The sequence below is a fragment of the Methylobacillus flagellatus KT genome (assembly GCF_000013705.1).
GTDB classification, from domain to species: domain Bacteria; phylum Pseudomonadota; class Gammaproteobacteria; order Burkholderiales; family Methylophilaceae; genus Methylobacillus; species Methylobacillus flagellatus.
In genome coordinates this window covers 1,018,497-1,042,579 of record NC_007947.1, presented here as the reverse complement: position 1 = coordinate 1,042,579, position 24,083 = coordinate 1,018,497, and the positions used below count along the sequence as shown (strand labels likewise).

The 24,083-nt window shown below is 52.4% G+C and carries 28 protein-coding genes; 11 read left to right on the top strand and 17 right to left on the bottom strand.

All coding sequences use genetic code 11. The annotated features are described in order from the left end of the window. Positions 1 to 91: 91 nt before the first annotated feature. The 3 genes from MFLA_RS05135 to rpoE are packed head-to-tail and all read right to left on the bottom strand — an operon-like array spanning position 92 to position 2,125. Complete coding sequence (locus MFLA_RS05135; RefSeq protein WP_011479223.1) at positions 92 to 1,042, bottom strand: MucB/RseB C-terminal domain-containing protein; 951 nt, start codon at positions 1,040 to 1,042, stop codon at positions 92 to 94. Between the two features lie 7 nt (positions 1,043 to 1,049). Next, a complete protein-coding gene (locus tag MFLA_RS05130) occupies positions 1,050 to 1,508 on the bottom strand; it encodes a sigma-E factor negative regulatory protein (protein ID WP_011479222.1) in 459 nt (152 codons plus the stop codon). Continuing rightward, positions 1,508 to 2,125, bottom strand: coding sequence for an RNA polymerase sigma factor RpoE (rpoE, locus tag MFLA_RS05125; RefSeq protein ID WP_011479221.1), 618 nt, complete (start codon positions 2,123 to 2,125; stop codon positions 1,508 to 1,510). The genes MFLA_RS05130 and rpoE overlap by 1 nt, the downstream gene beginning before the upstream one ends. A gap of 194 nt (positions 2,126 to 2,319) precedes the next feature. Between rpoE and nadB the strand changes: the two genes are divergently transcribed. Beyond that, a complete protein-coding gene (gene nadB / locus MFLA_RS05120) occupies positions 2,320 to 3,936 on the top strand; it encodes an L-aspartate oxidase (protein WP_011479220.1) in 1,617 nt (538 codons plus the stop codon). A 30-nt stretch (positions 3,937 to 3,966) separates the two neighbouring features. On the opposite strand, the gene MFLA_RS05115 is transcribed toward nadB, so the two are convergent. The 7 genes from MFLA_RS05115 to MFLA_RS05085 all read right to left on the bottom strand — a co-directional run bounded on the left by MFLA_RS05115 (position 3,967) and on the right by MFLA_RS05085 (position 9,140). Further along, positions 3,967 to 4,404 carry a DUF1841 family protein gene (locus tag MFLA_RS05115; RefSeq protein ID WP_011479219.1) on the bottom strand — a complete coding sequence of 146 codons (438 nt, stop codon included), beginning with the start codon at positions 4,402 to 4,404 and terminating at the stop codon, positions 3,967 to 3,969. Then, complete coding sequence (thiD, locus tag MFLA_RS05110; protein WP_011479218.1) at positions 4,404 to 5,270, bottom strand: bifunctional hydroxymethylpyrimidine kinase/phosphomethylpyrimidine kinase; 867 nt, start codon at positions 5,268 to 5,270, stop codon at positions 4,404 to 4,406. The genes MFLA_RS05115 and thiD overlap by 1 nt, the downstream gene beginning before the upstream one ends. Positions 5,271 to 5,273: 3 nt before the next feature. Further along, positions 5,274 to 6,374: an FIST N-terminal domain-containing protein gene (locus MFLA_RS05105; protein ID WP_011479217.1), complete on the bottom strand. Its 1,101-nt coding sequence runs from the start codon at positions 6,372 to 6,374 to the stop codon at positions 5,274 to 5,276. Further along, positions 6,371 to 7,030 carry an endonuclease III gene (gene nth / locus MFLA_RS05100; RefSeq protein WP_011479216.1) on the bottom strand — a complete coding sequence of 220 codons (660 nt, stop codon included), beginning with the start codon at positions 7,028 to 7,030 and terminating at the stop codon, positions 6,371 to 6,373. The genes MFLA_RS05105 and nth overlap by 4 nt, the downstream gene beginning before the upstream one ends. Then, positions 7,027 to 7,677, bottom strand: a complete 651-nt coding sequence (rsxB, locus tag MFLA_RS05095) for an electron transport complex subunit RsxB (protein WP_011479215.1) — start codon at positions 7,675 to 7,677, stop codon at positions 7,027 to 7,029. Before rsxB ends, nth begins: the two co-directional genes overlap by 4 nt. Before the next feature lie 75 nt (positions 7,678 to 7,752). Next, positions 7,753 to 8,247: an acyloxyacyl hydrolase gene (locus tag MFLA_RS05090; protein ID WP_048811565.1), complete on the bottom strand. Its 495-nt coding sequence runs from the start codon at positions 8,245 to 8,247 to the stop codon at positions 7,753 to 7,755. 179 nt (positions 8,248 to 8,426) lie between these two features. Continuing rightward, the gene (locus tag MFLA_RS05085; protein ID WP_195742087.1) at positions 8,427 to 9,140 is read right to left on the bottom strand and encodes a flagellar brake protein; all 714 of its coding nucleotides are present in this window, start codon (positions 9,138 to 9,140) and stop codon (positions 8,427 to 8,429) included. Positions 9,141 to 9,378: 238 nt separating this feature from the next. Between MFLA_RS05085 and MFLA_RS14445 the strand changes: the two genes are divergently transcribed. From MFLA_RS14445 to MFLA_RS05070, 4 genes are all read left to right on the top strand, one after another. Beyond that, the gene (locus MFLA_RS14445; protein WP_195742086.1) at positions 9,379 to 9,519 is read left to right on the top strand and encodes a DUF3149 domain-containing protein; all 141 of its coding nucleotides are present in this window, start codon (positions 9,379 to 9,381) and stop codon (positions 9,517 to 9,519) included. 136 nt (positions 9,520 to 9,655) lie between these two features. Further along, positions 9,656 to 10,432, top strand: coding sequence for a hypothetical protein (locus MFLA_RS05080; RefSeq protein WP_048811564.1), 777 nt, complete (start codon positions 9,656 to 9,658; stop codon positions 10,430 to 10,432). A 121-nt stretch (positions 10,433 to 10,553) separates the two neighbouring features. Continuing rightward, positions 10,554 to 11,336, top strand: a complete 783-nt coding sequence (locus MFLA_RS05075) for a TIGR01458 family HAD-type hydrolase (RefSeq protein WP_011479211.1) — start codon at positions 10,554 to 10,556, stop codon at positions 11,334 to 11,336. A 21-nt stretch (positions 11,337 to 11,357) separates the two neighbouring features. Next, positions 11,358 to 11,933: a YqiA/YcfP family alpha/beta fold hydrolase gene (locus tag MFLA_RS05070; RefSeq protein ID WP_011479210.1), complete on the top strand. Its 576-nt coding sequence runs from the start codon at positions 11,358 to 11,360 to the stop codon at positions 11,931 to 11,933. Here the strand turns inward: MFLA_RS05070 and MFLA_RS05065 are convergent. Continuing rightward, positions 11,921 to 12,541: a hypothetical protein gene (locus MFLA_RS05065; protein ID WP_229407175.1), complete on the bottom strand. Its 621-nt coding sequence runs from the start codon at positions 12,539 to 12,541 to the stop codon at positions 11,921 to 11,923. The genes MFLA_RS05070 and MFLA_RS05065 overlap by 13 nt on opposite strands. Here MFLA_RS05065 and MFLA_RS14830 point away from each other — a divergent pair. From MFLA_RS14830 to MFLA_RS05050, 4 genes are all read left to right on the top strand, one after another. Continuing rightward, positions 12,540 to 12,704 carry a hypothetical protein gene (locus MFLA_RS14830; protein WP_229407173.1) on the top strand — a complete coding sequence of 55 codons (165 nt, stop codon included), beginning with the start codon at positions 12,540 to 12,542 and terminating at the stop codon, positions 12,702 to 12,704. The genes MFLA_RS05065 and MFLA_RS14830 overlap by 2 nt on opposite strands. Before the next feature lie 139 nt (positions 12,705 to 12,843). Continuing rightward, the gene (dapA, locus tag MFLA_RS05060; protein ID WP_011479208.1) at positions 12,844 to 13,716 is read left to right on the top strand and encodes a 4-hydroxy-tetrahydrodipicolinate synthase; all 873 of its coding nucleotides are present in this window, start codon (positions 12,844 to 12,846) and stop codon (positions 13,714 to 13,716) included. Positions 13,717 to 13,745: 29 nt separating this feature from the next. Next, on the top strand, positions 13,746 to 14,954 hold the full coding sequence (bamC, locus tag MFLA_RS05055; protein WP_195742085.1) for an outer membrane protein assembly factor BamC: 1,209 nt from the start codon (positions 13,746 to 13,748) through the stop codon (positions 14,952 to 14,954). Between the two features lie 69 nt (positions 14,955 to 15,023). Next, on the top strand, positions 15,024 to 15,797 hold the full coding sequence (locus tag MFLA_RS05050; protein WP_011479206.1) for an MBL fold metallo-hydrolase: 774 nt from the start codon (positions 15,024 to 15,026) through the stop codon (positions 15,795 to 15,797). Between the two features lie 111 nt (positions 15,798 to 15,908). On the opposite strand, the gene MFLA_RS14440 is transcribed toward MFLA_RS05050, so the two are convergent. The 3 genes from MFLA_RS14440 to MFLA_RS05040 form a co-directional block, all read right to left on the bottom strand. After that, entirely contained in the window at positions 15,909 to 16,130 is a 222-nt protein-coding gene (locus MFLA_RS14440) for a hypothetical protein (RefSeq protein WP_011479205.1), read from the bottom strand. Between the two features lie 177 nt (positions 16,131 to 16,307). Beyond that, on the bottom strand, positions 16,308 to 17,102 hold the full coding sequence (locus tag MFLA_RS05045; protein ID WP_011479204.1) for a secretin N-terminal domain-containing protein: 795 nt from the start codon (positions 17,100 to 17,102) through the stop codon (positions 16,308 to 16,310). Positions 17,103 to 17,215: 113 nt separating this feature from the next. Continuing rightward, on the bottom strand, positions 17,216 to 18,376 hold the full coding sequence (locus MFLA_RS05040) for a cupin domain-containing protein (protein ID WP_048811856.1): 1,161 nt from the start codon (positions 18,374 to 18,376) through the stop codon (positions 17,216 to 17,218). A 241-nt stretch (positions 18,377 to 18,617) separates the two neighbouring features. Here MFLA_RS05040 and MFLA_RS05035 point away from each other — a divergent pair, with 241 nt between their 5' ends. Together MFLA_RS05035 and MFLA_RS05030 are read left to right on the top strand one after the other, a co-directional pair. Next, positions 18,618 to 19,079 carry a peroxiredoxin gene (locus MFLA_RS05035; protein ID WP_011479202.1) on the top strand — a complete coding sequence of 154 codons (462 nt, stop codon included), beginning with the start codon at positions 18,618 to 18,620 and terminating at the stop codon, positions 19,077 to 19,079. A gap of 13 nt (positions 19,080 to 19,092) precedes the next feature. Then, positions 19,093 to 19,572 (top strand): FKBP-type peptidyl-prolyl cis-trans isomerase, encoded by a 480-nt coding sequence (locus MFLA_RS05030; RefSeq protein ID WP_011479201.1) that lies wholly within the window; start codon positions 19,093 to 19,095, stop codon positions 19,570 to 19,572. 118 nt (positions 19,573 to 19,690) lie between these two features. Here MFLA_RS05030 and MFLA_RS05025 read toward each other — a convergent pair whose 3' ends face one another. From MFLA_RS05025 to MFLA_RS14435, 3 genes are all read right to left on the bottom strand, one after another. Next, positions 19,691 to 19,939 carry a hypothetical protein gene (locus MFLA_RS05025; RefSeq protein WP_011479200.1) on the bottom strand — a complete coding sequence of 83 codons (249 nt, stop codon included), beginning with the start codon at positions 19,937 to 19,939 and terminating at the stop codon, positions 19,691 to 19,693. Positions 19,940 to 20,039: 100 nt separating this feature from the next. After that, entirely contained in the window at positions 20,040 to 22,565 is a 2,526-nt protein-coding gene (mutS, locus tag MFLA_RS05020) for a DNA mismatch repair protein MutS (protein ID WP_048811855.1), read from the bottom strand. 201 nt (positions 22,566 to 22,766) lie between these two features. Beyond that, on the bottom strand, positions 22,767 to 24,002 hold the full coding sequence (locus MFLA_RS14435; RefSeq protein ID WP_011479198.1) for a TonB-dependent receptor family protein: 1,236 nt from the start codon (positions 24,000 to 24,002) through the stop codon (positions 22,767 to 22,769). Positions 24,003 to 24,083: the final 81 nt, after the last annotated feature.

Sequence of the window (24,083 nt, the reverse complement as noted above, 5' to 3'; positions counted from 1 at the left end):
TTCATGAACCATGAAAATGCGCACCTCACAGCTTGCATGCTGCAAGGCCAATCCATACTTTAAAAATCACTGTGCTTCAGGCACTGACGAGCTATTTGAAACTGACTGCGCTGCCTATCTGCGCTACAGTCGCAGCAGGAACCTCGCCAACCACCAGTATCTGATGCCCCTTGCTGACATTGGCATAGAAGTGGGTAGCCCCTTTAGATGTTTGGCCGATTCTAGGACGAACACCCTTGGATAAAGGTTCAATGAAGAGAGAGACAGAAGCCAATCCATCCGTGAAAATGACTTGTGTAACAGGCGCACTTTTTCCAGGAACCAAGCGGGTCACCTGCTCAACCTTGCGGTAGCCTACCGGCAAGGCCCCAACCGTCCAGTTCGAAGCCTCCTGTACCAGCTGTGCATTAGCCTCTTCGAGAATATAATGCTTACTATGATCGACACTAGGGTGGAACCAGTCCATTCCCTGCTCTTCCATCATATTAAGCTGGCTGAAGGCCATTTGCTCCAGCATTTGTTTTTGCTCGCTCAGCATCAGGGACTTGAGCAGCAAGCCGTACTCGCAATCCGCCCAGAACTTGTAGGCATAGCGCAGGCCATCACGCGGATCTAGGAACACTACACGACCGGCGCGGCCGGCAATGCGCTCCGTTCCGCCAATCCGAGCCTGATAATTGGCTTTGAGAAGCTCCATGTCATCAGGCAGAACAGCGGGGAACAGGTTATGCGCCCGACGCTTTTCCATGATGACTTTCTCATTCTTGGAGCTGAAGATGACCACATCCCCACCCTGGCTGAGCACTTCGCGCGGTGCGCCATCCAGCACCACCATGCGCGCATACTCGCCTTGGCCTGAATTCGTATGGGTAATTTGGACGGATTTGATATTATCGCCCGCCTGGTAGATGAATACTCCTTTGTAACTAAGCTCATGCGCTGCGCGGGCAGCCTTTTGCAGGACAAGCCAAGGGTCTTCAGATTCAGCATGCGCAGCCACAAACGGAGTTGCCAGCAACCAAGCCAGCAGAAAACGCTTCATCTACCCACTACTCCGAGTAATTGGCTGGCTGGATATAGTAGGCAGAGTTGTTGGAGGCCTGGGATTGATGAGCAAGCCAATAGTCAGCCGGCAAGCTTTGGGCAATCTCCATTGGCGTTGCGTCATCGTCAAGATCGCTCTGCACTTGTTGTTGCAACACAACCCATCCAACAAATGCAACCGCAGAAACCGAAGCGGCTACAGACCAAAACCTGCTGTTCTTTAGCACGGCCTGTTTACGCTTGACAGCAGGCACCAAAAGCACAGGCTCCTCCTCAAGCGCTGCCATCAGGCGTTCGGTAAAATCAGGCTTAAAAACAGGGTTGCCACGCATGGCATCACCAATCAAATGATAATCAGACCACGCCTGGGCAGACTCACCGCCAGACTTCAAAGTCGTATACAGATACTCTGCATCCTCAAGCGCCATATCGCCATCCATCAGCGCTGAAATTTGACTTTTCATTACCATCTCCTGTTTTCGGGGGTGTCCAATAAAGGACGCAACTTCTGGGCAATCGTTTCACGAGCACGGAAAATACGAGAACGTACCGTCCCTATGGGGCAGTCCATCATGGTGGCAATTTCCTCGTAGCTAAGGCCTTCTATCTCGCGCAAGGTAATCGCAGTACGTAATTCCTCTGGCAACATAGCGACGGTGTCGTTCACAGTTTGGGCAATCTCTTTGCCCATCAATTCCGTCTCAGGGGTATCCATGGTGCGCAATTCATTGCCATCATCAAAATTTTCTGCGTCTTCGATCTCGATATCCCCTGTGGCCTGGGGTCTGCGTCCCATCGCGACAAGGTAATTCTTCGCAGTGTTGATGCCAATACGGTACAACCAGGTATAAAACGCACTATCACCACGGAAGCTGGGCAAGGCCCGGTAAGCCTTGATGAAGGATTCCTGGACGACATCCTCAACTTCGGCGGGATCCCTGATCAAGCGCGAAAGCAATCGTCCCAGCTTGCGCTGGTACTTATCCACCAGCAACCCGAACGCACGCTTATCACCACTTTGTGCGCGCTCAACTAACTGCTGGTCTAGCTCCCGATTACCCGCTGGCGGGGTTACTGCCATTGCGGCCACGCTCCCTGACTGTGTTTTCTTGACAGATGGAGTATACCCGCGCACTCCCGTGTCGACGAAGCTCATGCGCGAAAATTCCTCGAAATTATTTGTCTTGATCATGACCTTCCCTTTGTATTTTCATGACTAGCTTAGTGCTACAGACAGCGCTACACTCGCTAAAGTTCATCCATTTCTAGGTTCTTATGCAGCAATACGACGTCCTTATCATCGGCAGCGGCTTAGCAGGCCTCACTCTCGCCCTCAAGGTCGGGGCAAGTAAAAAAGTCTGCTTGATCAGCAAACGCAGCATCAACGATGGCTCAAGCAACTGGGCGCAAGGCGGCATTGCTGCCGTGCTTGCAGATGATGACTCAACAGAGGCGCATATTCAAGATACCCTTATCGCTGGCGCGGGTTTATGCGATGCTGCCGTTACCCGCCTGGTTGCAGAACATGGCCGGGAAACAGTCGAGTGGCTGATTGCAGAAGGCGTGCCTTTCACACGTGAAGATGACAATAGTGGTTTCCATCTTACCCGCGAAGGCGGTCACAGCCATCGGCGCATCATTCATGCAGCCGATGCCACTGGACATGCCGTCCAGAAAACCCTTGCCGAAAAAGTGCGCAAGCACCCCAACATCACCGTCTTGGAAGAGCATATTGCAGTCGACCTCATCACTGCTGGCAAAGTCAACATGGAAGGCAGCGCCTGCCTGGGCGCCTATGTACTGGACAATACGACTGGCAAGGTGCTCACGATTGGTGCGCAGCATACCGTATTAGCCACCGGCGGAACAGGAAAGGTCTACCTCTATACCACCAACCCGGATGTCGCTTCTGGCGACGGCGTTGCCATGGCTTGGCGCGCAGGCTGCAGAATCGCCAATATGGAATTCATCCAGTTCCATCCTACCTGCCTTTACCACCCAGAAGCAAAATCGTTCCTGATTTCAGAGGCTATCAGGGGTGAGGGCGGCATACTGAAGCTGCCGGACGGTACACGTTTCATGCCTTGGCATGATGAGCGCGCCGAATTGGCGCCCCGCGACATCGTGGCGCGCGCAATTGATTTTGAAATGAAAAAACGCGGCCTGGAGTGCGTCTACCTCGACATATCCCACAAGCCAGCAGACTTCATCCTTTCCCACTTCCCCACGATTTACCGCCGCTGCTTCGAGCTGGGCATCGACATCACGCGCGAACCCATTCCCGTCGTGCCTGCAGCACACTATAGCTGCGGCGGCATCATGACCGACCATATTGGTCGCACAGACATTCCGCGCTTATATGCCATCGGGGAGACAGCCTGTACCGGCCTGCACGGCGCCAACCGCCTTGCCAGCAATTCGCTGCTGGAGTGCCTGGTATTCGGCCAGGCAGCAGCGCAGGACATCCTCAGGCAGCCTCAGATGCCGGAAATCATCCTGCCCTACTGGGATGAGAGCCGCGTCACCGATGCGGACGAGGAAATCATCATCACCCACAATTGGAGCGAGCTACGTCGCACCATGTGGAATTATGTCGGCATCGTCCGCACCAACAAGCGCCTGACACGCGCATTGCACCGCATTCATTTGCTGCGCGACGAAGTGCACGAGTTTTATAGCAATTTCCGCATCAGCAACAATCTGATCGAATTGCGCAACCTGTTGCAGGTTGCGGAACTTATCGTGAAGAGCGCCATGGAGCGCAAGGAAAGCCGCGGCTTGCACTACAGCAAGGATTACCCGTTCCTGGCGGAGGAAGCCGTACCTACCGTGCTGGAGCCCTCAAACTATTACAGCTTGCTGGACAGCCAGCATGGACACGAACACCACTGATCCGGTACAGCAAGATATCCGCTTACGCGGCTAGCCTCTTGCCTTGGCCTCGATACAAGCGGCGTAAGCCTGTGCATCAAGACCGGTACTACTGCGCTGAGCTTGCCAGATCGCCTCAGCCAGGCAATCCATCAGCGCATGCTGCGCTTCAATCACACTGCCATACTTGCGCGCCAAAGCATGGTAAGCGGCATGGATACCAGGAGGCTGGTCAATGGACACTTGCTCAAGTACGGAAAGGTGCAGGCTCATATGGAGAAAGGGATTGGTTTCCCCCATTTCGGGGAAATAGGACTGCTCCAGATATTGCTCAGGCGCCTCCAAGACATGATGGTATTCAGGATGTGCCTGGATGATGTCGACAGCAATGGTCTCGAGGTCGGTCAAGGCTTGCTGCTGTTGGAACTTGGCCCAGGCATCGAAGAAAAACTGGCGCACCTGATCGCGACTGGGGTGGAACAAGGCCATCAGGCCTCCCACACTTTCATCGCTTGCGGAGCAAAGCCATGGTTCAGCGGACCGATGCCTGCGCCCGTTCTGACGTTAGATCCCGCATACAAGGCGGAACGCACATAAATTCTGGCGGCCTGCACCGCATCTGGCAGACTAAAACCCAATGCCAGATATGCCGCAATCGCAGAGGACAAGGTGCATCCCGTTCCATGCAGGTTATGGGTGGAAATGCGCAGTGAATGTAGTTTGTGCAGCTCGGTTACTTGACCTGCCGCATTGGCTTGTACCAGGATATCCAGGACGTCATGCCCGGGCAGGTGCCCGCCCTTGAGCAAGATGGCCTGAGCGCGCAGGCCGAGTAGATCCTGCGCGGCCTGCTCCAGCTCATCGGTTCCGGTCAATGATCGGCCTAGTAGCAATGCGGCTTCGTCGAGATTGGGGGTAACCACGAGCGCCCGGGGGAAAAGTTCTTTTACCAGCACCGAGATGGCTTCGTCCGAAATCAATTTGGCACCGTTGGCCGCCACCATGACCGGGTCCAGCACCACGTGCTCCAGGCCGTGCGTGTCCAGCGCTTCCGCAACAGTCATCACGACTTCCGGTGAATGCAACATGCCGATCTTGACGGCATCTACGCCAATATCCTCCACGACGGCATCAATCTGGTCACGCAGCATCTCGGGTGGAACGCTATGAATGGCGCGCACTCCCTGGGTATTCTGCGCTGTCAAGGCAGTAATGGCAGTCATGCCATAGCAGCCCAGGGCGGAAAATGTCTTGAGGTCGGCCTGTATGCCTGCTCCCCCGCTGCTGTCCGAGCCCGCGATGGAAAGCACGCGTGGATAACGGTTAGCGGCATTCAACAACAATGATGCATTCATCGTTCAACTTTCAGCAGTAAATAATCCCAGCACGACGGAATTTTGCCACAACACATTGCGGCCATTGAGCGGGGCGATTTCACCATTGCCATAGAACCCGATCACCGGCATGCTGGGATAATAGCGTTTCAACAGCGCTATATCCTGATCTACCCCATCATAAAAATGTGGCCCGCGCGCCAGGCAGGAGAACATCAAACCAAAAGCGGGCTCATCGCGCAAGCGGGCGCCCATGGAGACGATCTTGGCGTCAAGATGCTGCTGCGCGGCATCACGATCCAACACCCCCCAGGCACACCAATTGCCGGGCACAGCTTTCTTAGTCAGCGTGACTGACTGCGCGACGGCATCGGCCCCCACGATAGGAATAAGCTGGCATTCCCTCCGCAACAATTCTGCCTCATGCTCAGCCAGCATCAGCATCACACGACGGCACGGCATCCCCGCGTGATCGTCGATATCTTGACCACCAAGCGCGCTGGTCAGGCTCGACCATGCGGATTGGCGAGGGCCGGATTGACTAGACAATACAAGCAAGTCATGCCGGCTGGCCTGTTCGATGCGTTGCGGCACACTCATCGGCTTGACAGCATGGGCGACATCGACCACGCCTGCCGCTCCCTCCAAGATCAGTTGACAATGTCCAGCCGACGAGGCTTTACCATTATTCCAGACTGAGAACCGGCCTTGCCCAGTTGCATCTCCTGCCACTCCGCCGAAGCATATGCCAGGTGACATCATCCAAGACGAGTTGAATGCGTTTGGGGCGGCCAATGTCAACAGTATTTCATCCTTTCGGCCTCTCGCCAGAGAGATGGCAGCATCATCGCCCAGCACCAGCGCTGCTGCTGCAGAGCCGTCCAGCACCCATTCATCCTGGGTAAAAATGCCAGGCGCGGAACAACCGCTAACCTGAGTGGTGCTCGCCGCCTTCGCGGCAGCACGTAGGGCTGGTTGCGGATTTTGCGCGAAATTCTCGCTCAAGAACAGCAACACGCTATTGGCAATATCGAGACCTGCTTGATCCATCGCTTGCCTAACAGCTTGTACCGCAAGCCCTGGCAGCGGCTGACGCCCGCGTGTGAGTCCTGTCCCAACTTTCAAATGGCCTCCACGGCAGCAGACGCTGGCGTCGATTTGGCCTTGAACTCACACAGGTCGTAAATGACACACTCGCCACACTTGGGCTTGCGCGCCACGCACACATATCGCCCGTGAAGGATCAGCAAATGGTGTGCATCACGCAGGTACTCCTTGGGCACTACTTTCATCAGCTTGTTTTCCACCTCAAGCGGTGTCTTGCCTGGTGCGAGCCCAATACGGTTGCCGAGTCGAAAGATATGCGTATCGACCGCGATAGTGGGGTGACCGAATGCTGTGTTCAATATCACATTGGCCGTCTTGCGCCCGACGCCCGGCAAGCTTTCCAATGCTTCACGCGTATTAGGAACCTCGCCATTATATCGCTCCACCAGCAGGCGGCAGGTTGCCATGATGTTCTTGGCCTTGCTGCGATAGAGCCCTATCGTCTTAATGTAGCCTTCCAGGCCCTCGATACCAAGATCAAGAATTGCTTGGGGCGTATTGGCAACAGGGAACAGCTTCGCTGTCGCGATGTTCACGCCCTTATCGGTTGCTTGAGCGGAAAGAATGACGGCAATCAGTAATTCGAACGTGCTCGCATGCACAAGTTCGGTTGTCGGTTCTGGAATGGCAAGACTGAGCCGGCGGAACAGCTCTCTACATTTTTCTGGATTCATGCTTTTTCCGGGTCTGTGATTTTTCGTTGGGCGCGAACACGGGCCATGGCAACAGCCAACGCCGCTTTCTTTGCCTCTACAGGGTTGGACACCTGACGATCAGAGCCCTGCGGAGTCGCTACGCCTGATCGCTTTGACGCATTCCGCTCGAGACGATGCAAACGTGCTAGATGCCGTGTGCGGGCTGCATCGGCTACCTGACGCGCATGGCTTTCCGGACGCGTGTAATCCCAATCCTGCTCTATCAGGGGCACCATGTCGATGCACTCCATAGGACAAGGCACCAAACACAATTCGCAACCGGTACATTCATCCGCAATCACCGTATGCATCTGCTTGTGCGCCCCCAGGATGGCATCCACAGGACATGCCTTGATACATAAAGTACACCCGATGCAACGGGCCTCATCGATGACAGCACGCATCTTGGGTCGGGTGGCGCCGTGAAATGGATTCAAAGGCACATATGGCTGACCAAGCAGCTGTGCCAATGCACGAATCCCAGCCTCGCCGCCAGGCGGGCACTGATTGATGGCTGCCTCTCCCTTGGCAATCGCATCGGCATATGGACGGCAGCCAGCATATCCACATTGCGTACATTGGGTCTGGGGCAATATGGCGTCTATGCGATCTGCAAGTTCGATCATTCTGTCGTCCGTTATGAAGGAATAACAGAATTATAACCGCCACCCGATATGATGAATCTGCTTTATCCGGGTAAGTTAGAAATGATATCCGAAACGGATTTCGTTGAAATTGACTCCCGGGTTCTCGCTGGTGATGCCCGCATTGGAGAAATGCTGAAAGCGATAGCTGAGATCATATTGCTGCTGGTCGCCGAACGTGACGCCCAAGCCGACATGGCTGCCGAACTCGAAGCGAGTTCCCATGCTGAGGCTTCCATGCACGCGCCGACCAGAGAACTGATAGGCGCCTATGCCAGCTTCCGCATAAGGATTGAGCCACCCTGATGGTGTGAAGCGCTGCAAACGGAACACCGGCGCTATGCCGATCGCATACAGTTCTTTTTCAGGAGATGGCCCGTCGCCTTTCCAGGCAGCACCAGTCAACTCCCAATATCCTCCAAGGTGCCAATCCCCCTCTGTGAACCAACGCTTCCCCCAATCCCAGGTCAGCGAAACAGCGACCATATTGGCATCGGGGCCGTGCCCGCCTGTGAACGCAATACCGTCCACCGCATTGGCAGTATTATTCAAAGTACAGCATGCTAGTAACGCAAATGCTATTTTCTTCACGAGATCTCCCGGCAGGTTGTTACTTCATTGTTAAAGTGACTACGAACCTCTAGCTGTATCCCAACGCGATTCTATGTAAAAAAACAGATTTCCGTATAGCGATTTAGATCGGTATGCGTTTCCTTTCCATTGGTTAGTGCCTAGACCAAGTTCTGCCGCCTATCGACTAGGCATTCGTAGACATAATGGCGCACGAGCAATTGCACGTTGCTTTCCAGTGCCACAAACTCAAGGCCGGCAAGAAAGCTTGCACCGCCTGACAGACCTGCTGGCACCACGTTGCGCACCTTGGCCTCCAGAGTCATGGCGGAAGTCTCATCGTCGTGCAATTGGGCAATGTTGAAATTCAAGACCACCTGGCCGTCAACCTTGCCGATATCGCGATCAACCAGAATCTGGCATCCGGTGGCGCTGATATTGGTCAACTTTACTGGCAAAATAGTTCTATCCTGCAACCCCAGCCGCCCTTCGATATCGACCTTGATCCGCATTTCCCTACGGATTTTCTTCACCTGGATGGCATGGGGAAAGGAAATGCACAAGCAATTCAAGGGATGATGGATCGTCTGGATCACGCTGGCGTCAAAGCTACTGATCATGACCCCGGAAAAGACGCGAACCGTGACTTTCTCCCCGTCGTAAAAGGTCAGGAAGGTGCCCTGCGCCTTCGGCAAACGCAACAGCAGGTATTCATTGCGCTCCATGCCGATAAAGGTGGAAAGGTATTGTACGGGAGTACGGCCCCGGTGCCGCATTAACTGCAGTCTGGTCCCCGGTTGCAGGTTGAGTTCCTCAAACCCGATCATTCCCTGCACCCCGCTTCCCGCCTCGGGTTGATTCTCAATGGTTGTCATGATGGCCTGTTCTTATTGCGCTTATTGTCCGGGGCAAAACCATGGTCTGTCTGCTCATGTTATCCGCCGGATTATTGCTGATGTCAGATAGCGAGACAAGACAACACCGATGCGGCAGAAGAAAATTTAACCATTTTTTGATAAAGGTCTTTACTCTTCCTAGCAAAAGCGTAGCATATCCATAAAATTATCATGGTTATTAATCTTTAACCACGACAACGATAATAAGGAGACCACTATGCTTAAAGTACTGTTTGGTTCGTGGGTGGGCATTGCATCGATCAGCACCATCATCCTGACCATTATCGTCATCAGCTATTGGATTGGATTCTGCATACTGAACGCCCGCAAGGAGCGGAAAAACGCCTCATCGCACTGACTTATTGCACCGATGCAAGCCTTACTACGACAGTAAGACTTTTCATTTGCAATAACCCTACTAAAACTAGGTGCTATATCTCAAATTGAGGTATGCTTGCGTTGCTTGTATTTTTTTTACGCTAGACGAGAATACCATGAAAGAAACACCCTCCAGCCTTCCCTGGCTAAACCTCCCCAATCTTCCCATGTCGATCAAGGTCTTGTTCATAGGCTACCTGCTGGTCATCGGCGTCGGCCTTTGCATGGCAGGGCTACAGATCATGCTGACGCACGGCATGGCTGATGGCAAGTTGGGGCTGTCCAAGGATGATATCGTCTACAGCTATTACGGGGACCGCAGCGGCAGCAAGCTGGAAAGCAAACTTAACGGCTCGATGAAACCGCATGCACCTCCTGAGGTACGCCTCGACATCATCAAGTGGGTGCGCAATGGCGCACCTGAAGATCAATGGGAAAACCACTTCAAGGGCGTATTTGCCAAACACTGTGTCATGTGCCACAGCGTGATTCCCGGCATCCCAGACTACACAACCTATGAAGGCGTAAAACAAGTATCTGCCGTCAATGAGGGCGCCACGATTCAGAGCCTGACAAGAGTTTCCCATATCCACTTGTTCGGGATCTGCTTCATTTTCTTCCTCATGGCTTTCATTTTCAGTTTTGCCGTGAATGTGCCTCGCATCCTGAAAATACTGGCCATTGCCTTCCCATTCGCGTTCTTGATCCTTGACGTGCTCTCGTGGTGGCTGACCAAGCTCAACCCTGGGTTCGCCTGGCTGACGATCATTGGCGGGATCGGCTACAGTATCGCGTCCACATTCATGTGGGTGACCAGCATGTATCAAATGCTGATCCTCTCTCGCAACGGCAAAACCTATGGCAATGCCTGGGAAGCAGATTTGAGGAATTGAAGGTTTGCACCACGCAAACAAGACTGAATATTTAAGTTAAGCGATGGAGGCATTTGCCTCCGTTGTTTTTTCGGCACAAGGCTTGCTTGTCCCATAGTGGACTTTCCAGGAGGTACACATCATGGACACTTCATCTGTCAACGCCGTCCTGTTCGACCTGGATGGCGTCCTGCATATAGGCAACAGCCCGATTCCAGGCGCGATAGAAACAATAGATTTGTTACGCCGGCAAGGCCTGGGCTGTCGTTTTGTCACCAACACCAGCACGCTTTCGCGCCATTCCTTGCATCAGAAAATCCTGGGCATGGGATTCTATATCGCGCCGGAGGAAATCATCAGTGCCCCTGAAGCCGCATTGAAATACCTCGAACAACTCGGCAATCCCATCTGCCGCTTTCTGCTGGCGGATGATGTCAAGAAGGACTTCTCGCATTTCCGTCAGTCCAACACTTCCGCTGAATACATTGTCGTTGGTGATATCGGCCAAGCCTGGACCTACGACATCATGAACGAGGTCTTCAACTGTCTCAAGAACGGCGCAAAGCTGATTGCCATCCACAAGAACCGATTCTGGCAAACCGAGGCTGGACTGCAGATAGATATCGGTGGATTCATCACCGGGCTTGAGTATGCAGCAGGCACACAAGCCATGATCATCGGCAAGCCTGCCACCGAGTTCTTTCAGATCGCCCTCGCAGATCTCAAGCTCCCGGCATCTGAAGTGCTAATGATTGGAGATGATGTCGACTCGGACATCGGAGGCGCACAAAAAGCAGGCATTCGCGGGGTACTGGTGCGCACCGGCAAGTTTCGCGAAGAATATCTTGCCTCCTCATCAGTCACGCCAGACCTGATAATAGACTCTATCGCCGACCTGCCTGCGCTGCTAGGATTGCGTGACTGATACGACGCAGGAGAATATCGTTTGAACATACTTTACATGCCAGGCTTCAACTCCAGCCCGGCAAGTGAAAAATCATCACTACTACGACAACATTTCCCCCTGGTCACCATTCCCGAATACAACAGCTGGGATCCCGATATTGCCTATATACAGCTCGAACAAGCCATCCTGCCATTGCTGAACCAGGGTGTCCTGCTCACAGGCTCATCACTCGGCGGCTTCTGGGCCTATCAGTTTGCATGCCGCTATCGGCAACCCTGTTTGCTGATCAATCCCTGCATGCATCCTGAATTGAGCCTGCAGCGCTATATCGGCAAAGTGGAGAATTTCTACTCACACGAACAAGGCTGGTTGACCGAGGCCCACTTGGGAAAATATGCTGCTTACCGTGTCAACGGCCAGCCCAGCAGGCTTACCGTGCTCCACGAGCAAGGCGATGAATTAATTCCATATATGGAAAGCGTCGTGAATTTCTCCGGCAAAGCCAAGCTGATACTGCCCGGTGGCGGCCATCACCGCTTTGCCCGAACCGACCTCATTGCGGCCTGCATTCGGGATATGCTTCCGCCCGAAGACGCTGGGCATCAGAAAGCATAGATCAGCCGCCAGGAAGCCAGCCACTCTGTCCTCATGTCATCGTCAAGCCTTGAAGGGCCGAGGCCAAATTGCAAAGTACGATGTTTGTCGAAGTTATAATGCATCTGTGGCGTGATGCGATATCGCCACTTCATGTGATGGTCAATTTCATTGTTCACTTCCAGCCCCAGCACAAGCTTGCTGGAAAATCTATAGAACAGGCTGTTATTGGAAAGTACCGTATTCATACCATCACCACCAAATTCAGTACGCCGCATACCCAACATATTGAATGTGCTCCACCTGGAGTTAAAACGGTATCCATGCAAATACAATGCATCCGCAGAATACACATCCTCATCCGCCTGGCGACGGGCAATTACCTGCCAGCCATGAACCATTCGATCACTTGAATGAGAGTCCATCGTGCCTTGCAATGCCAGCTTATATGTTGACAATGATGAATTCTCGAACGGCAGCTCAACCTCGATGGCATATCCGTCCGCAAACGCATATTCGATTTCCGGAGCCCACTGGATATCACCATGACGTAGGGAATGCTCTGCCAGATTGTTTACCTCCAGCTCCCCCCTGGGAGAACCCAGCGGTCGCACCAGGTCAAATAGCATGGGTTCTGGAATAGAAGGCTGCTCACTGCTCAATGCTGCATCATTCGCATGGGACAATACAGAAAATAAGCTCGCCACCGCAGCCATGGTTGGTATGGTTATTGCATCAGGCTTCATCAATCTGTCGCTTGTGAAAATATTGGCGAATATTATAGGAAAATAATATCCCCATTAGGCTTTTCCGCTGTGAAACCACCTTTTCCTGCAATGAGTGAGCACCCTGAAAGCGCATAAAATCATATTATTATCCCCTTGGTTTCAGTTAAAATAGGCGGGTTTCATCATTATCAGGTCGCATAACCATGCTGCAAGGCAGTCTCGTTGCCATCGTCACCCCCATGCACGATGATGGCAGCCTGGATATCCAGGCATTACGTTCACTCATCGACTACCATATCGAGCAAAAATCCGATGGTATCGTCGTCGTGGGCACAACAGGGGAATCTCCCACGGTCGACTTTGATGAACATGCCCTGCTGATCAAAACCGCAGTTGAACACAGTGCCGGACGCATCCCGGTCATCGCTGGCACAGGGGCCAACTCCACCAGCGAAGCCATTGCGCTTACCCGTAAAGCAAAAGCGCTGGGGGCAGATGCATGCCTGCTTGTTACCCCCTATTACAACAAACCAACGCAGGAAGGCCTGTACCAGCACTTCAAGGCCATTGCCGCAGCTGTAGATATTCCACAGATTCTTTATAACGTTCCGGGTCGGACAGGTTGCGACCTGCATAATGAAACCGTACTGCGCCTTGCTGCAATAGAGAATATCATTGGCATCAAGGATGCCACCGGTAATATCGAACGTGGCACTGACCTGATCCTGCGCGCACCTGAAGGATTTGCAGTTTACAGTGGTGATGATGCCAGTAGCCTTGCATTATTGCTGCTCGGCGGACGCGGCGTCATCTCGGTGACGGCAAACGCCGCTCCCAGGCTGATGCATGAGATGTGTGCTGCCGCACTGACAGGCGATCTCAAGACTGCCCGTAGTACCAATGCCAAGCTATTCGCATTGCATCAAAAACTGTTTATCGAAGCCAATCCAATCCCGGTGAAGTGGGTACTGCAACAGATGGGCTTGATCCAAGGTGGCATTCGCCTGCCACTCGTGCCACTATCATCCCAATTTCATGACACATTGCGCAGCGCCATGAAGCAAGCTGCCATTTGATGTCACAGTTATTCAGTCATAGAGAAACCATGAATCGACTCACACTCCAACCTGTTTTATTGGCTACATTGCTGACCATCAGCGGGTGCTCCATTCCATTCCTCGACACCAGCTCAGATTACAAAGCCGCAGGACGCGCGCGCCCTCTGGAAGTGCCACCCGACCTGACCAACATTTCGGCCAGTGACGCTTACGCCATTCCCGGTGCCGCCACCAACTATTCGGACTACAGCCAGTCGCTGAATGAAAGCGGTCAAATAGAAAACGAGCAGGATAAAGTGTTGCCAAACCCAGACGGCGTCCGCATGGAGCGTGCAGGCGCGCAAAGATGGCTGGTAGTGAATGCCGAACCAGAAAAAGTCTGGCCCGTCATCCGTGAATTCTGGACTGACCTTGGATTTGCCGTCCAGATAGAAAACCCGCAAACCGGTGTCATGGAGACTGAATGGGTTGACCCCAGCTCACTGGACCCTAATGATAAGACTTACCTAGAAAAATTCCAGGGCTGGCTTGACAAGCTCAACAGCCTGCAAAACCGCCAAAAATTCCGCACGCGTATCGATCGTGGGGTAGAGCCTGGTACGACTGAAATCTATATGAGCCATCGTGCCGTCAGCAATGTGCCAGACGACGGCAAGATCAAGGTACGCACCATCGCCGGGGAAGTCGAAATGGGTTACGCTCCCACCAAGACAAAGCGCACAGGTTCGGAAGAATCCCGCGCCATTGCGGAGGACATTGATGCGGAGCTATTACGTAGATTGATGGTACGTCTTGGCGTAGAAGAAAAGAGATCCCGCAGCATTATTGCCAATGCCTCCCCAGAATTGCGTGCCAGCATCAACAAGGAAAGCGACGGCACACTCAGCCTCAGCACCAATGATGCCTTTGACCGAGCATGGCGTCGTGTAGGGCTGGCGCTGGATCGTATTGGCTTCGTCGTCGAGGATCGCGACCGGTCGAGCGGTATCTTCTATGTCCGTTACACGGATAATGACATTGATGAATTACCAAAGGAAAAGAAGGGCCTACTGGAAACCCTGAAGTTCTGGGGGAAAGACAAGGCTGACAAGGATGGCAACCAAAAGCGCAAATCAGGGGACACTCAATACCAGGTCCGGGTAGAAAGTTCAGGCTCCAGCAGCTCCTTGATTACCATCACAGACAAGGATGGGCAGCGCGAGCGCACCAGCACGGCAAACCGCATCATCAACCTGCTCTTCGAGCAGCTCAAATAATTAACATCAGGGCGCTTGTTGATTTGGTTTCATTAAAATCGCAATCGCCCTTGAGCAATATTTGCTGATATGCGATTTGCCTCCCTCGGCAGCGGCAGCACAGGCAACGGACTGGTTATTGAGCAAGACTCAACCCGCCTGTTGCTAGACTGCGGATTCGGGTTGCGCGACGCGATCCGGCGCATCGCCAGGCTAGGCCTTCAACCAGAAGAGATCAATGGCATTCTTGTCACCCACGAACACGATGACCATACAGGCGGAGTTTTCAAACTAGCCAACCGCTACCGCATCCCGGTCTGGTTGACCTACGGCACATATATCACAAGTCAGAAACTCATGCCCAAGGAACTCGAATTTGACTTGCACATCATCGACAGCCATCAACCTTTCAGCATCGGCAACTTGCAAATCCAGCCTTATCCTGTCCCCCACGATGCACGCGAGCCAGTGCAGTTCACTTTCGAAGATGGCAAGCACAAGCTCGGCGTACTCACTGATGCAGGCACCTCGACGCCACACATCGAAGCCACATTGAGCGCCTGTGACGCATTGGTGCTGGAATGTAACCATGATGTAGACATGTTGCACAACGGCCCCTACGTACGCTCCCTGAAACAACGCGTAGGCGGCCGCCTTGGACATCTGGACAATGAGAGCGCGGCCACCCTGCTAGGCAAACTCGATAATCGCAAGCTACAGCATATCGTCGCGGCACACCTGAGCGAGAAAAATAATCATCCGGCCCTGGTCAATACCGCATTAAGTCGCACTCTGGGTTGTGAAGAACATTGGATCGGGATTGCCAGCCAGCAAGAAGGCTTCGACTGGCGCCAAATAAAATAAAACCAATATCCTGAAAACTTTAAACGCACTACACAGCAAAAAACAAAAAGCCGGCGATGCCGGCTTTTCGGTACAGATAATTGATGGCTGGCATCAAAGCCAGCTTATCAATTACTTAGCTTCTTCAGCTGGTGCTTCTTCTGCAGGAGCCTCAGCAGGTGCTTCTTCAACAGCAGGAGCGGCTTCTTCAACAGCAGGAGCTTCAGCAGGTGCCTCTTCAACAGCAGGAGCGGCTTCTTCAACAGCAGGAGCTTCAGCAGGTGCCTCTTCTTTTTGACCACAAGCAGTCAAAGCAAGTGCGAGCAGAGCGGCAAGCAGAGCAGAACGTGTCATTTTTTATCCCTTAAAGATGTGTGTAGACAATAAATTTGAAAACCAGTTACGGTAAAACCAACCGAGTGTCAAAAATTCTACCATTTCCGATAAAAAATACCACTGTTTTTTGGCTGCCAGCCTTGTTTTACACAATACTCTGTCAATTATCGTGCAAAAACACAGAGGTCAAATTCTTCAATCAACCTTGATTTGCAAACGGGTGTTTTTTCCGGTCGCAGATTGGCTTTGCAAGAGAATGGCACGGCTGACTTCATCGTGATTCTGCATGATGCCACCGATGTCCAGCCACTCGCCCCGCGGAGCACGAACCGTGGTCGACAACTGCTCGAAATCGATGAAGCCCCTTGCATTGATGCGTGAGATGCGCGGCGTGATTTCCACCTCAACTTGATCACCGATATAACGTGGCCTGACGGCAAAACCAGTCGTAACGTCATGAAACTCGATAGTCTGCTGGATATTGGCATATTGCGAAGTCAATAATACCCATTGCTGGGTAAAAGGCACGGATTGCCCCACTTGGATAAAAGCACGCTCACCATCCATGACTGTCAAAAACTGCTCCCCGCTGCGACGGCTCGTGGCTTGGCTGTCATCGATGCCAAAACGCACACCTTCTTCGAACCATCCCCTCATTTCGGGGGCGCCATGTCGCAGTCTTCCATCAATGCCTATGGCGCTATTGTCCTGCATTGCATGATCTTCATGACGAACTGCAATCCGTACATTGCGCTGCGCGGTATCTAGTCTTTCAACCAAGGCCTCAACTTCACTCATCTTGTCGGCTGTAGCACGCACGACCAAGTGATGATCTATTGCGGTCACCGAGCCTTCCGGAAGGACGAGCTGCTCTACCGCTGGCAGAATATCTTGCGGAAAGCGGTGCTGCAGCGTAATCATCTTGAAATCCAGCGCTGACGCTTGGACAGGCAAACAGATCAGAGGCAAAGTGATCAACAAGGTACGCATGATTTCACTCCTGGCCAAGGCAAGCTCCCAATTGATTAAGGTGGCAAATGTGCTGCCACTCATGACAGGTAGACCACTCAACCTGGCGTATTGCTTTTGTGTAAGCTACGCGATCACTCCATGAAATGCAAATAACCGGCCAGATACCAGTCATGGAGCTGCTGCATCAATACTGTCTCTTGCAATATGGCGGAATCAAAACAAGCTCCCTCCAGCCGACGATCATCTGCCAAGGCCGTCAGCAGGTGCTGCTGCTTCTCCGTTGCCGTGAATTGCTCCCCATTCATGAAAAACCGATTGCCATGGAATAGCATCAGGCTCTTGGCAGCCAAGGCAATACCGCATCTTGGCAATTGTTGCACAAATCGCGGCAGGTCTAGCGGCGTATTCTCATCAAAGATAATGTGCGGCTTAGGCTCAGAAAGATACCGTCCCAGGAAACTGGATACATCCTCGGATTGCCAACGGATCTGATCCAGCATGGCGCCCACTTTGTTCAGCATTTGTGTACCAATTTCCGCCGGATGTCGCTGCAGTTGCAAATCCGGATCTGCATACATTCCAGGTATTTGCAGCCTGTCCTGCAGATCATTGAGGAACTCGCTGACTAGCTCCTGCACCGAAGGCGCCCGAAAGCCAATCGAATATGTCATGGCATTGCCCACTGCAATACCCCAGTGCGCAACGTGTGGCGGCAAATAAAGCATGTCTCCCGGCTCGAGGACCCATTCCTGCTCAGTATTGAAATTTTGCAGGATGCGCAGTGGTGCACCCTCGACCAAGGCAAGATCGTCCTGCTCACTGATCCGCCACAAGCGCTGGCCTTCCCCTTGCAGCAAAAATACATCATATGAGTCGAAATGTGGCCCCACCCCACCCTGGTCGGGCGCAAAGCTCACCATGAGGTCATCCAGCCTGGCGTACGGGATAAAAGCAAACTGCTGTAATAACTCTGCGGCTTCCGGCAAGTGGTGATTAACCCCCTGCACCAACAAGGTCCAGTCACGCTCAGGCAGTTTGGCAAAGCGCTTTTCGTCGAACGGCCCGTTTTCAACATGCCAGCGTCCGCGTTTTAATGAAACCAAGCGCGACTGTACATCTTCTTCGCAAGCCAGCCCTGCCAGCTCATCTGGGCTTAGCAATCCATTGAATCCTGGGATCGCCTGACGAATCAATAAAGGCTTTTTCTGCCAGTATTCAGCAAGAAATTGTGCTGCACTCAGCCCGCCGAGCAGAGCAAGCCGGCCATCTAGTGAATTTTGTTTATTTTTCATGCGTGCATGATAGCGCATTGCTTACGCTGCCAAGAAATTAGGTTAGAATCTTCCCCATCCTTTCTTGAAGTCAGTCCAATGTCATTTCATCGCATACGCATGGCCGCAACACATGCTCGTTCAAGATGTGATCCGCAGGCAATGCTCATCATGCTGACAATTCTCGCCTTGCCCCTACTTGGCAAAACACCGTAGTAGGATAAAAACATGAGCAATCTCTTTTCTAAAGTATATTCAAGCCATGTTGCAACCCAATTCACCAGCTCCTGACTTCTCCCTGCTAGATGCAGATATTGAGCCCATTACCCTTTCCGCGCTACGCGGTCACAATGTAGTACTTTACTTTTATCCCAAAGATAACACCCCCAGCTGCACGTTGCAGGCAATAGAGTTCAGCGACTTGGAAGACGAATTCAAGCGCCACGATACGATCGTGATCGGCATCAGCCGGGATGACTGCATCAGCCACGCCACCTTTCGAGACAAGCACGGCTTGGCAGTCTGCCTGCTATCCGACGAGGATGGAGAGGTATGTAGGCAATATGGTGTGTGGCAGGAAAAAGAGAAGGACGGGATCAGAAAAATGGGCATAGTCCGCTCCACATTTGTCATTGACCGGACTGGAGTGGTACGCTTGGCACAATATGGGGTAACGGCCAAAGGCCATGCCGCAGAAATACTCAAATTTATCAAATCACTTTAAAGAAGGATCTTTCATGCAGATCGCCATGAACACTGTTGTCACCATCACCTATGAATTACGCGATAGCGATGGAAATATTCTGGAGGCCAGCAAGGATCCCGTCAGCTACCTGCACGGCGGATATGACAATATTTTCCCGCGAGTAGAAGAGGAATTACATGGCAAGTCTGTGGGCGACTCTATCGAACTGACGCTGGAACCAGCTGATGCCTTCGGCGAATATGATGAGGAACTCGTGCAGATAGAACCTGTTTCCGCCTTCCCGACGGAAGAGTTGAAGGTCGGGATGCAATTTGAGGGCGAAGACGAAACTGGCGACATCGTACTGTATACCGTTACCAATATTGAAGATGGCAAGGTCATTGTCGACGGTAATCACCCCTGGGCCGGAGAGCGCGTATTGTTCAAGGCATCTGTGACCGCCGTGCGTCCAGCAGGCCAGGAAGAAATCGATCACGGGCATGTACATGGTGCAGGTGGTCACCATCATTAGGCCCATTGCGAGTTGATGAGCTCAACTCAGCCATCTTGTGATCAATGAAAAAGGCAGCCTAGGCTGCCTTTTTGTATTCAGTGCGGCTGCCAACTCAAGAGAGCCGCTCATGCATGCATTATGCGCAAGACACTCGGCGCACTGTCTTCTTGGCCCTGGCCTGCTTGCGTTTGGCCAATCGCGCATTGATGCGCGATTGCCGCACAGACAATGCCCAGCTATAACTGGTCCAGCCGAATGAAAGGGCAAGAGAAGCGCCCCCAGCGATCATTGCGCCCGGCTTCTCGCCGACAAACCAGCCTATCATGGCCACAAAGGACGCAAATACTACTGGAATCACTATTTTGATGAAATACTCGACAACCATATCTTCCTTTTGGGATTTTCTAAAGTAACAAAACGGGAGTCCCGGTAAGGACTATGTTGTGTATTCTGGCAGGCAGTTGTTTCAAAAATATGTCTGATTCTTATATTAATTTTTTCAATTTGTATAAAACATCCAGTGCCTGCCTGGGGGTGAGGCTGTCAGGATCGATGCTTTCCAACTCGGATACCACCGGATGTGTGGCGGGCTCTGGCTCGACATTGGCAGCAACAAACATATCGCCCTGCCCCGCCAATGATTGTTGCATGACCTGGCTTTGCTCAAGCTGCACCAGTTTGCGCTTGGCGGCATTCACCACAGTGCGTGGAATGCCTGCCAACTGGGCCACCTGCAAACCATAGCTCTGACTTGCTGGCCCTTCCTCCACATTATGCAGGAACACAATCCCATCACCGTGCTCAACCGCATCCAGATGCACATTGGCTGCATGCTTGAACTCTTCGCTGATTCTGGTTAGCTCGAAGTAATGGGTGGCAAACAAGGTATAGCTACGGTTCTTCTCCAGCAACTGTCGGGCCACTGCCCATGCCAGGGATAACCCGTCAAATGTCGAGGTACCGCGTCCAATCTCATCCAGCAGCACCAGGCTGCGCTCAGTGGCATTGTGCAGGATGTTCGCTGTCTCGGTCATTTCCACCATAAAAGTAGAGCGCCCCCCGGCCAAATCGTCTGATGCGCCGATGCGAGTGAAAATACGGTCTATAGGTCCTATCCTCGCCGATTTCGCCGGAACAAAGCATCCACAGTGTGCAAGCAGCACGATCAAAGCCGTCTGCCGCATATAGGTTGACTTACCGCCCATATTCGGACCAGTAATCAGCAAAAGCTGACGGTAAGGCGATAATGAAACACTATTGGCAATGAAAGGTTGGGCAAGCTGCTCCACCACGGGATGGCGACCATCCACGATATCCAATCCGGCTTCGCTGCTGAACTGAGGCGCAACATACTTCAGAACATCTGCGCGCTCGGCAAACGTTGCCAGCACATCCAGCTGCGCCACAGCCTCTGCATTGCGTTGCCAGGCAGCCAATGCGGGTTGCAAATTCCCTAACAATTCATCGAACAAGAACTTTTCACGCGCCAAGGCACGCTCATTGGCGGACAGTACTTTATCCTCGAAGGTTTTCAGCTCAGGGGTGATATAGCGCTCGACATTCTTCAACGTCTGGCGACGGCGGTATTCGGCCGGTACATTCTCAGATTGCGCACGGCTGATTTCGATGTAAAAGCCATGCACGCTGTTGTACTCTACCTTGAGGTTGCTGATACCACTGCGCTCGCGCTCCTGCGCTTCAAACTGAAGGAGAAACTCCCCGCAATTGCTCTGTATGGCGCGTAACTCATCCAGCTCGGCATCAAAACCATCGGCGATCACGCCGCCTTCGCGCAGCACAGCAGCCGGCTCATCCTTGATCGCAGCAATCAGCATATCAAGCGCTGCTTGTGGCACATCCAGTTGTTGTTGCAAGGAGTGCAACAGTGCGGAATCTTCAGGCCGCAACACTCGTTGCAGTGCGGGAAGCTGTTGCAGACTGTCGCGCAAACCGGACAAATCCCGGGGTCGCGCCGTTTTCAAAGCCACCCTTGCTGCCATGCGCTCGATGTCCCCGACATTGCGCAATAAGGGGCGCAATCCATCATATTGCGCCTGCAAAACCTTCACCGCCTGCAGGCGTGCCTGAATATCTGCTTGATGCTGCAAAGGATGATGCAGCCAAGAGCGCAGCAAACGCGCACCCATGGCAGTGACGGTGGTATTCAATAAAGAGTACAACGTGGGCGAAGATTCACCACGCAAGGTCTGGTCGATTTCCAGGTTGCGGCGTGTCGCAGCATCCAGCTGGATGAACTGGCTTCCCTGCTCAACCATCAGGGACTGGATATGTGGCAGGCTCGTACGCTGCGTATGCTTGACATAATCAAGCAAGGCGCCAGCCGCCATGATGGCGGCCAGCATATGAGCACAGCCGAAGCCATCCAGATCGTAGGTGCTGAACTGCTTGGTCAAGGTCTGGATGGATGAATCCAGGTCGAACTGCCAAGGCGCCAGACGCTTCTTTGGGCATTTCACCTGCTCCAGCGCCATATGGTAAAAATCATCGGGATAAAGAATTTCAGCCGGACTGATGCGCTCCAACTCCTGCGCCAATAGTCCGGGCGTTATTTCACTCAGAATGAACCGGCCTGAAGCAAGATTGATGCGTGCCAACCCTAATACACCTTCGCCATGTGCAATGGCAAGCAGCAGGTTGTCACGCGTATCGTCCAGCAAGGCCGCGTCGGTCAACGTCCCCGGGGTCAGAATACGTGTGACCTGGCGCTCCACGGGCCCCTTGCTCTTGGCAGGGTCGCCCACCTGCTCGCAGATGGCAACCGCCTCCCCCAGCTTGGCAAGCTTGGCTAAATACTGCTCCGCCGCATGATAAGGCACACCTGCCATGCGGATAGGCTCGCCGTTGGAACTGCCACGCTTGGTCAGCGTGATGCCGAGCAGGCGCGATGCTTTTTCCGCATCATCATGGAATAACTCGTAGAAATCCCCCATGCGATAAAACACCAGCATATCGGGATATTGCGCCTTGATACCAAGATACTGGCGCATCATCGGGGTATGTTGTTCCAAGGTATTGTCTAACTTAGTCAAATTGATTGCCCGTTCATGCTTGCCGGCCAGCGCCAGCACATCATCACAAACCTTGATTATAACGCCGCCACGATCATGCTCTCCATGCAAAAAAACGCCCCGATAACGGGGCGCAAGTACAACTACTCCAGCAAAAAGCCAGAGGAAGGATGCGGTTAAGGATTAGAAATCGTAACGGACACCGCCGAACACCTGGCGTTGACGACCAGCATGCATGCCATCGACACGGGTTGCCAGATACTCCTTGTCACCCAGGTTATGCCCGCTGACGAAGAAGGTTGCCTTGCTGCCTATTGGACGGTAGCTGAGAGAAGCGTTAACCAGTGTGTAAGATGGAATCTTGCCACTCTGTCCACTGAGTGGATCATACTCACTACGTCCCTCACGGAAGGGCACATCTTCATACTGTTCACTCACGTAATCCACACCTATACGTGCATTAAAACCAATCGGGTGCTCGTAACCAAAGCTCAGGGAAGCAATATGCTTGGGTGCATAGGCAAGACGATCACCACTGCGAATGTCATCATCAAGGCTAGTCTTCTTGAACTTAGCAGTAAAGAGATTCGTATATGCTCCACTGATATAGAAGTTATGAGAAGTATTGTAGATGGTACCAAAGTCAATACGTCCGCCCACCTCGATACCAGAATGCTGAGACTCCCCTCCATTTCTGAATGAGCCAAAACCATCGCTGATTACGATTTCATCAAATTGAGTATGAAAAAGGGTGGTTTCATAGCTAATCCCTTTTAAATAATTAGACCGAATACCTAACTCCCAATTGGTACTCTCCTCAGGTTTTGTTTTAGCAACAACTGCAGTATTAGCGCCACCAGCAGATATATCACGATCAGGCCGTGGAGGTGCAAACCCTCGGTGAACACCTGCAAATACAGTCGTGTTTTCGATACCACTCCATGCCACACCAAAACCTGGTAACACCTTAGTCTGATTGTTAGTAAGGTCAGACTCAGGATTATTTTGTGGCTGACCTTCGGCACGTTTCACATTTGTAGAAATTCTAATATCTTCTACACGAATGCCTGGTGTTAATGACCAATTACCGAGATAAAAGGTATTTTGTGCATAGTAAGACTTAGCTTCAACATCAATATCTACTTGTTCTCTGTGTCCAGTTCCCCCATTTACTCCATAAAAACTTTCTGCATAACTTAAACTTTGAAATCGAGGATCCGCTCCTCTAAATTGATTTCGATCTTGGGTCTCCCTATGGTAGCGCAAGCCAAGGACTGCATCACTTTCTACTCCAAATAAGTTGTGACTAATATCTAACCTTGGCTCAATTCCCCAATACTCGAACTCTCGAGGACGCCAGCGACCGCCACATTGAGCAGAATTTGCTTCTGTCGCTACAACACCTGGGCATCGATCCATTTCTGATCGTCCTCCCAAGCCTCCTGGCTCATTAATTTGTCGGAAAGAGGCCCGATCAGATTTTACATAATATACACTGAA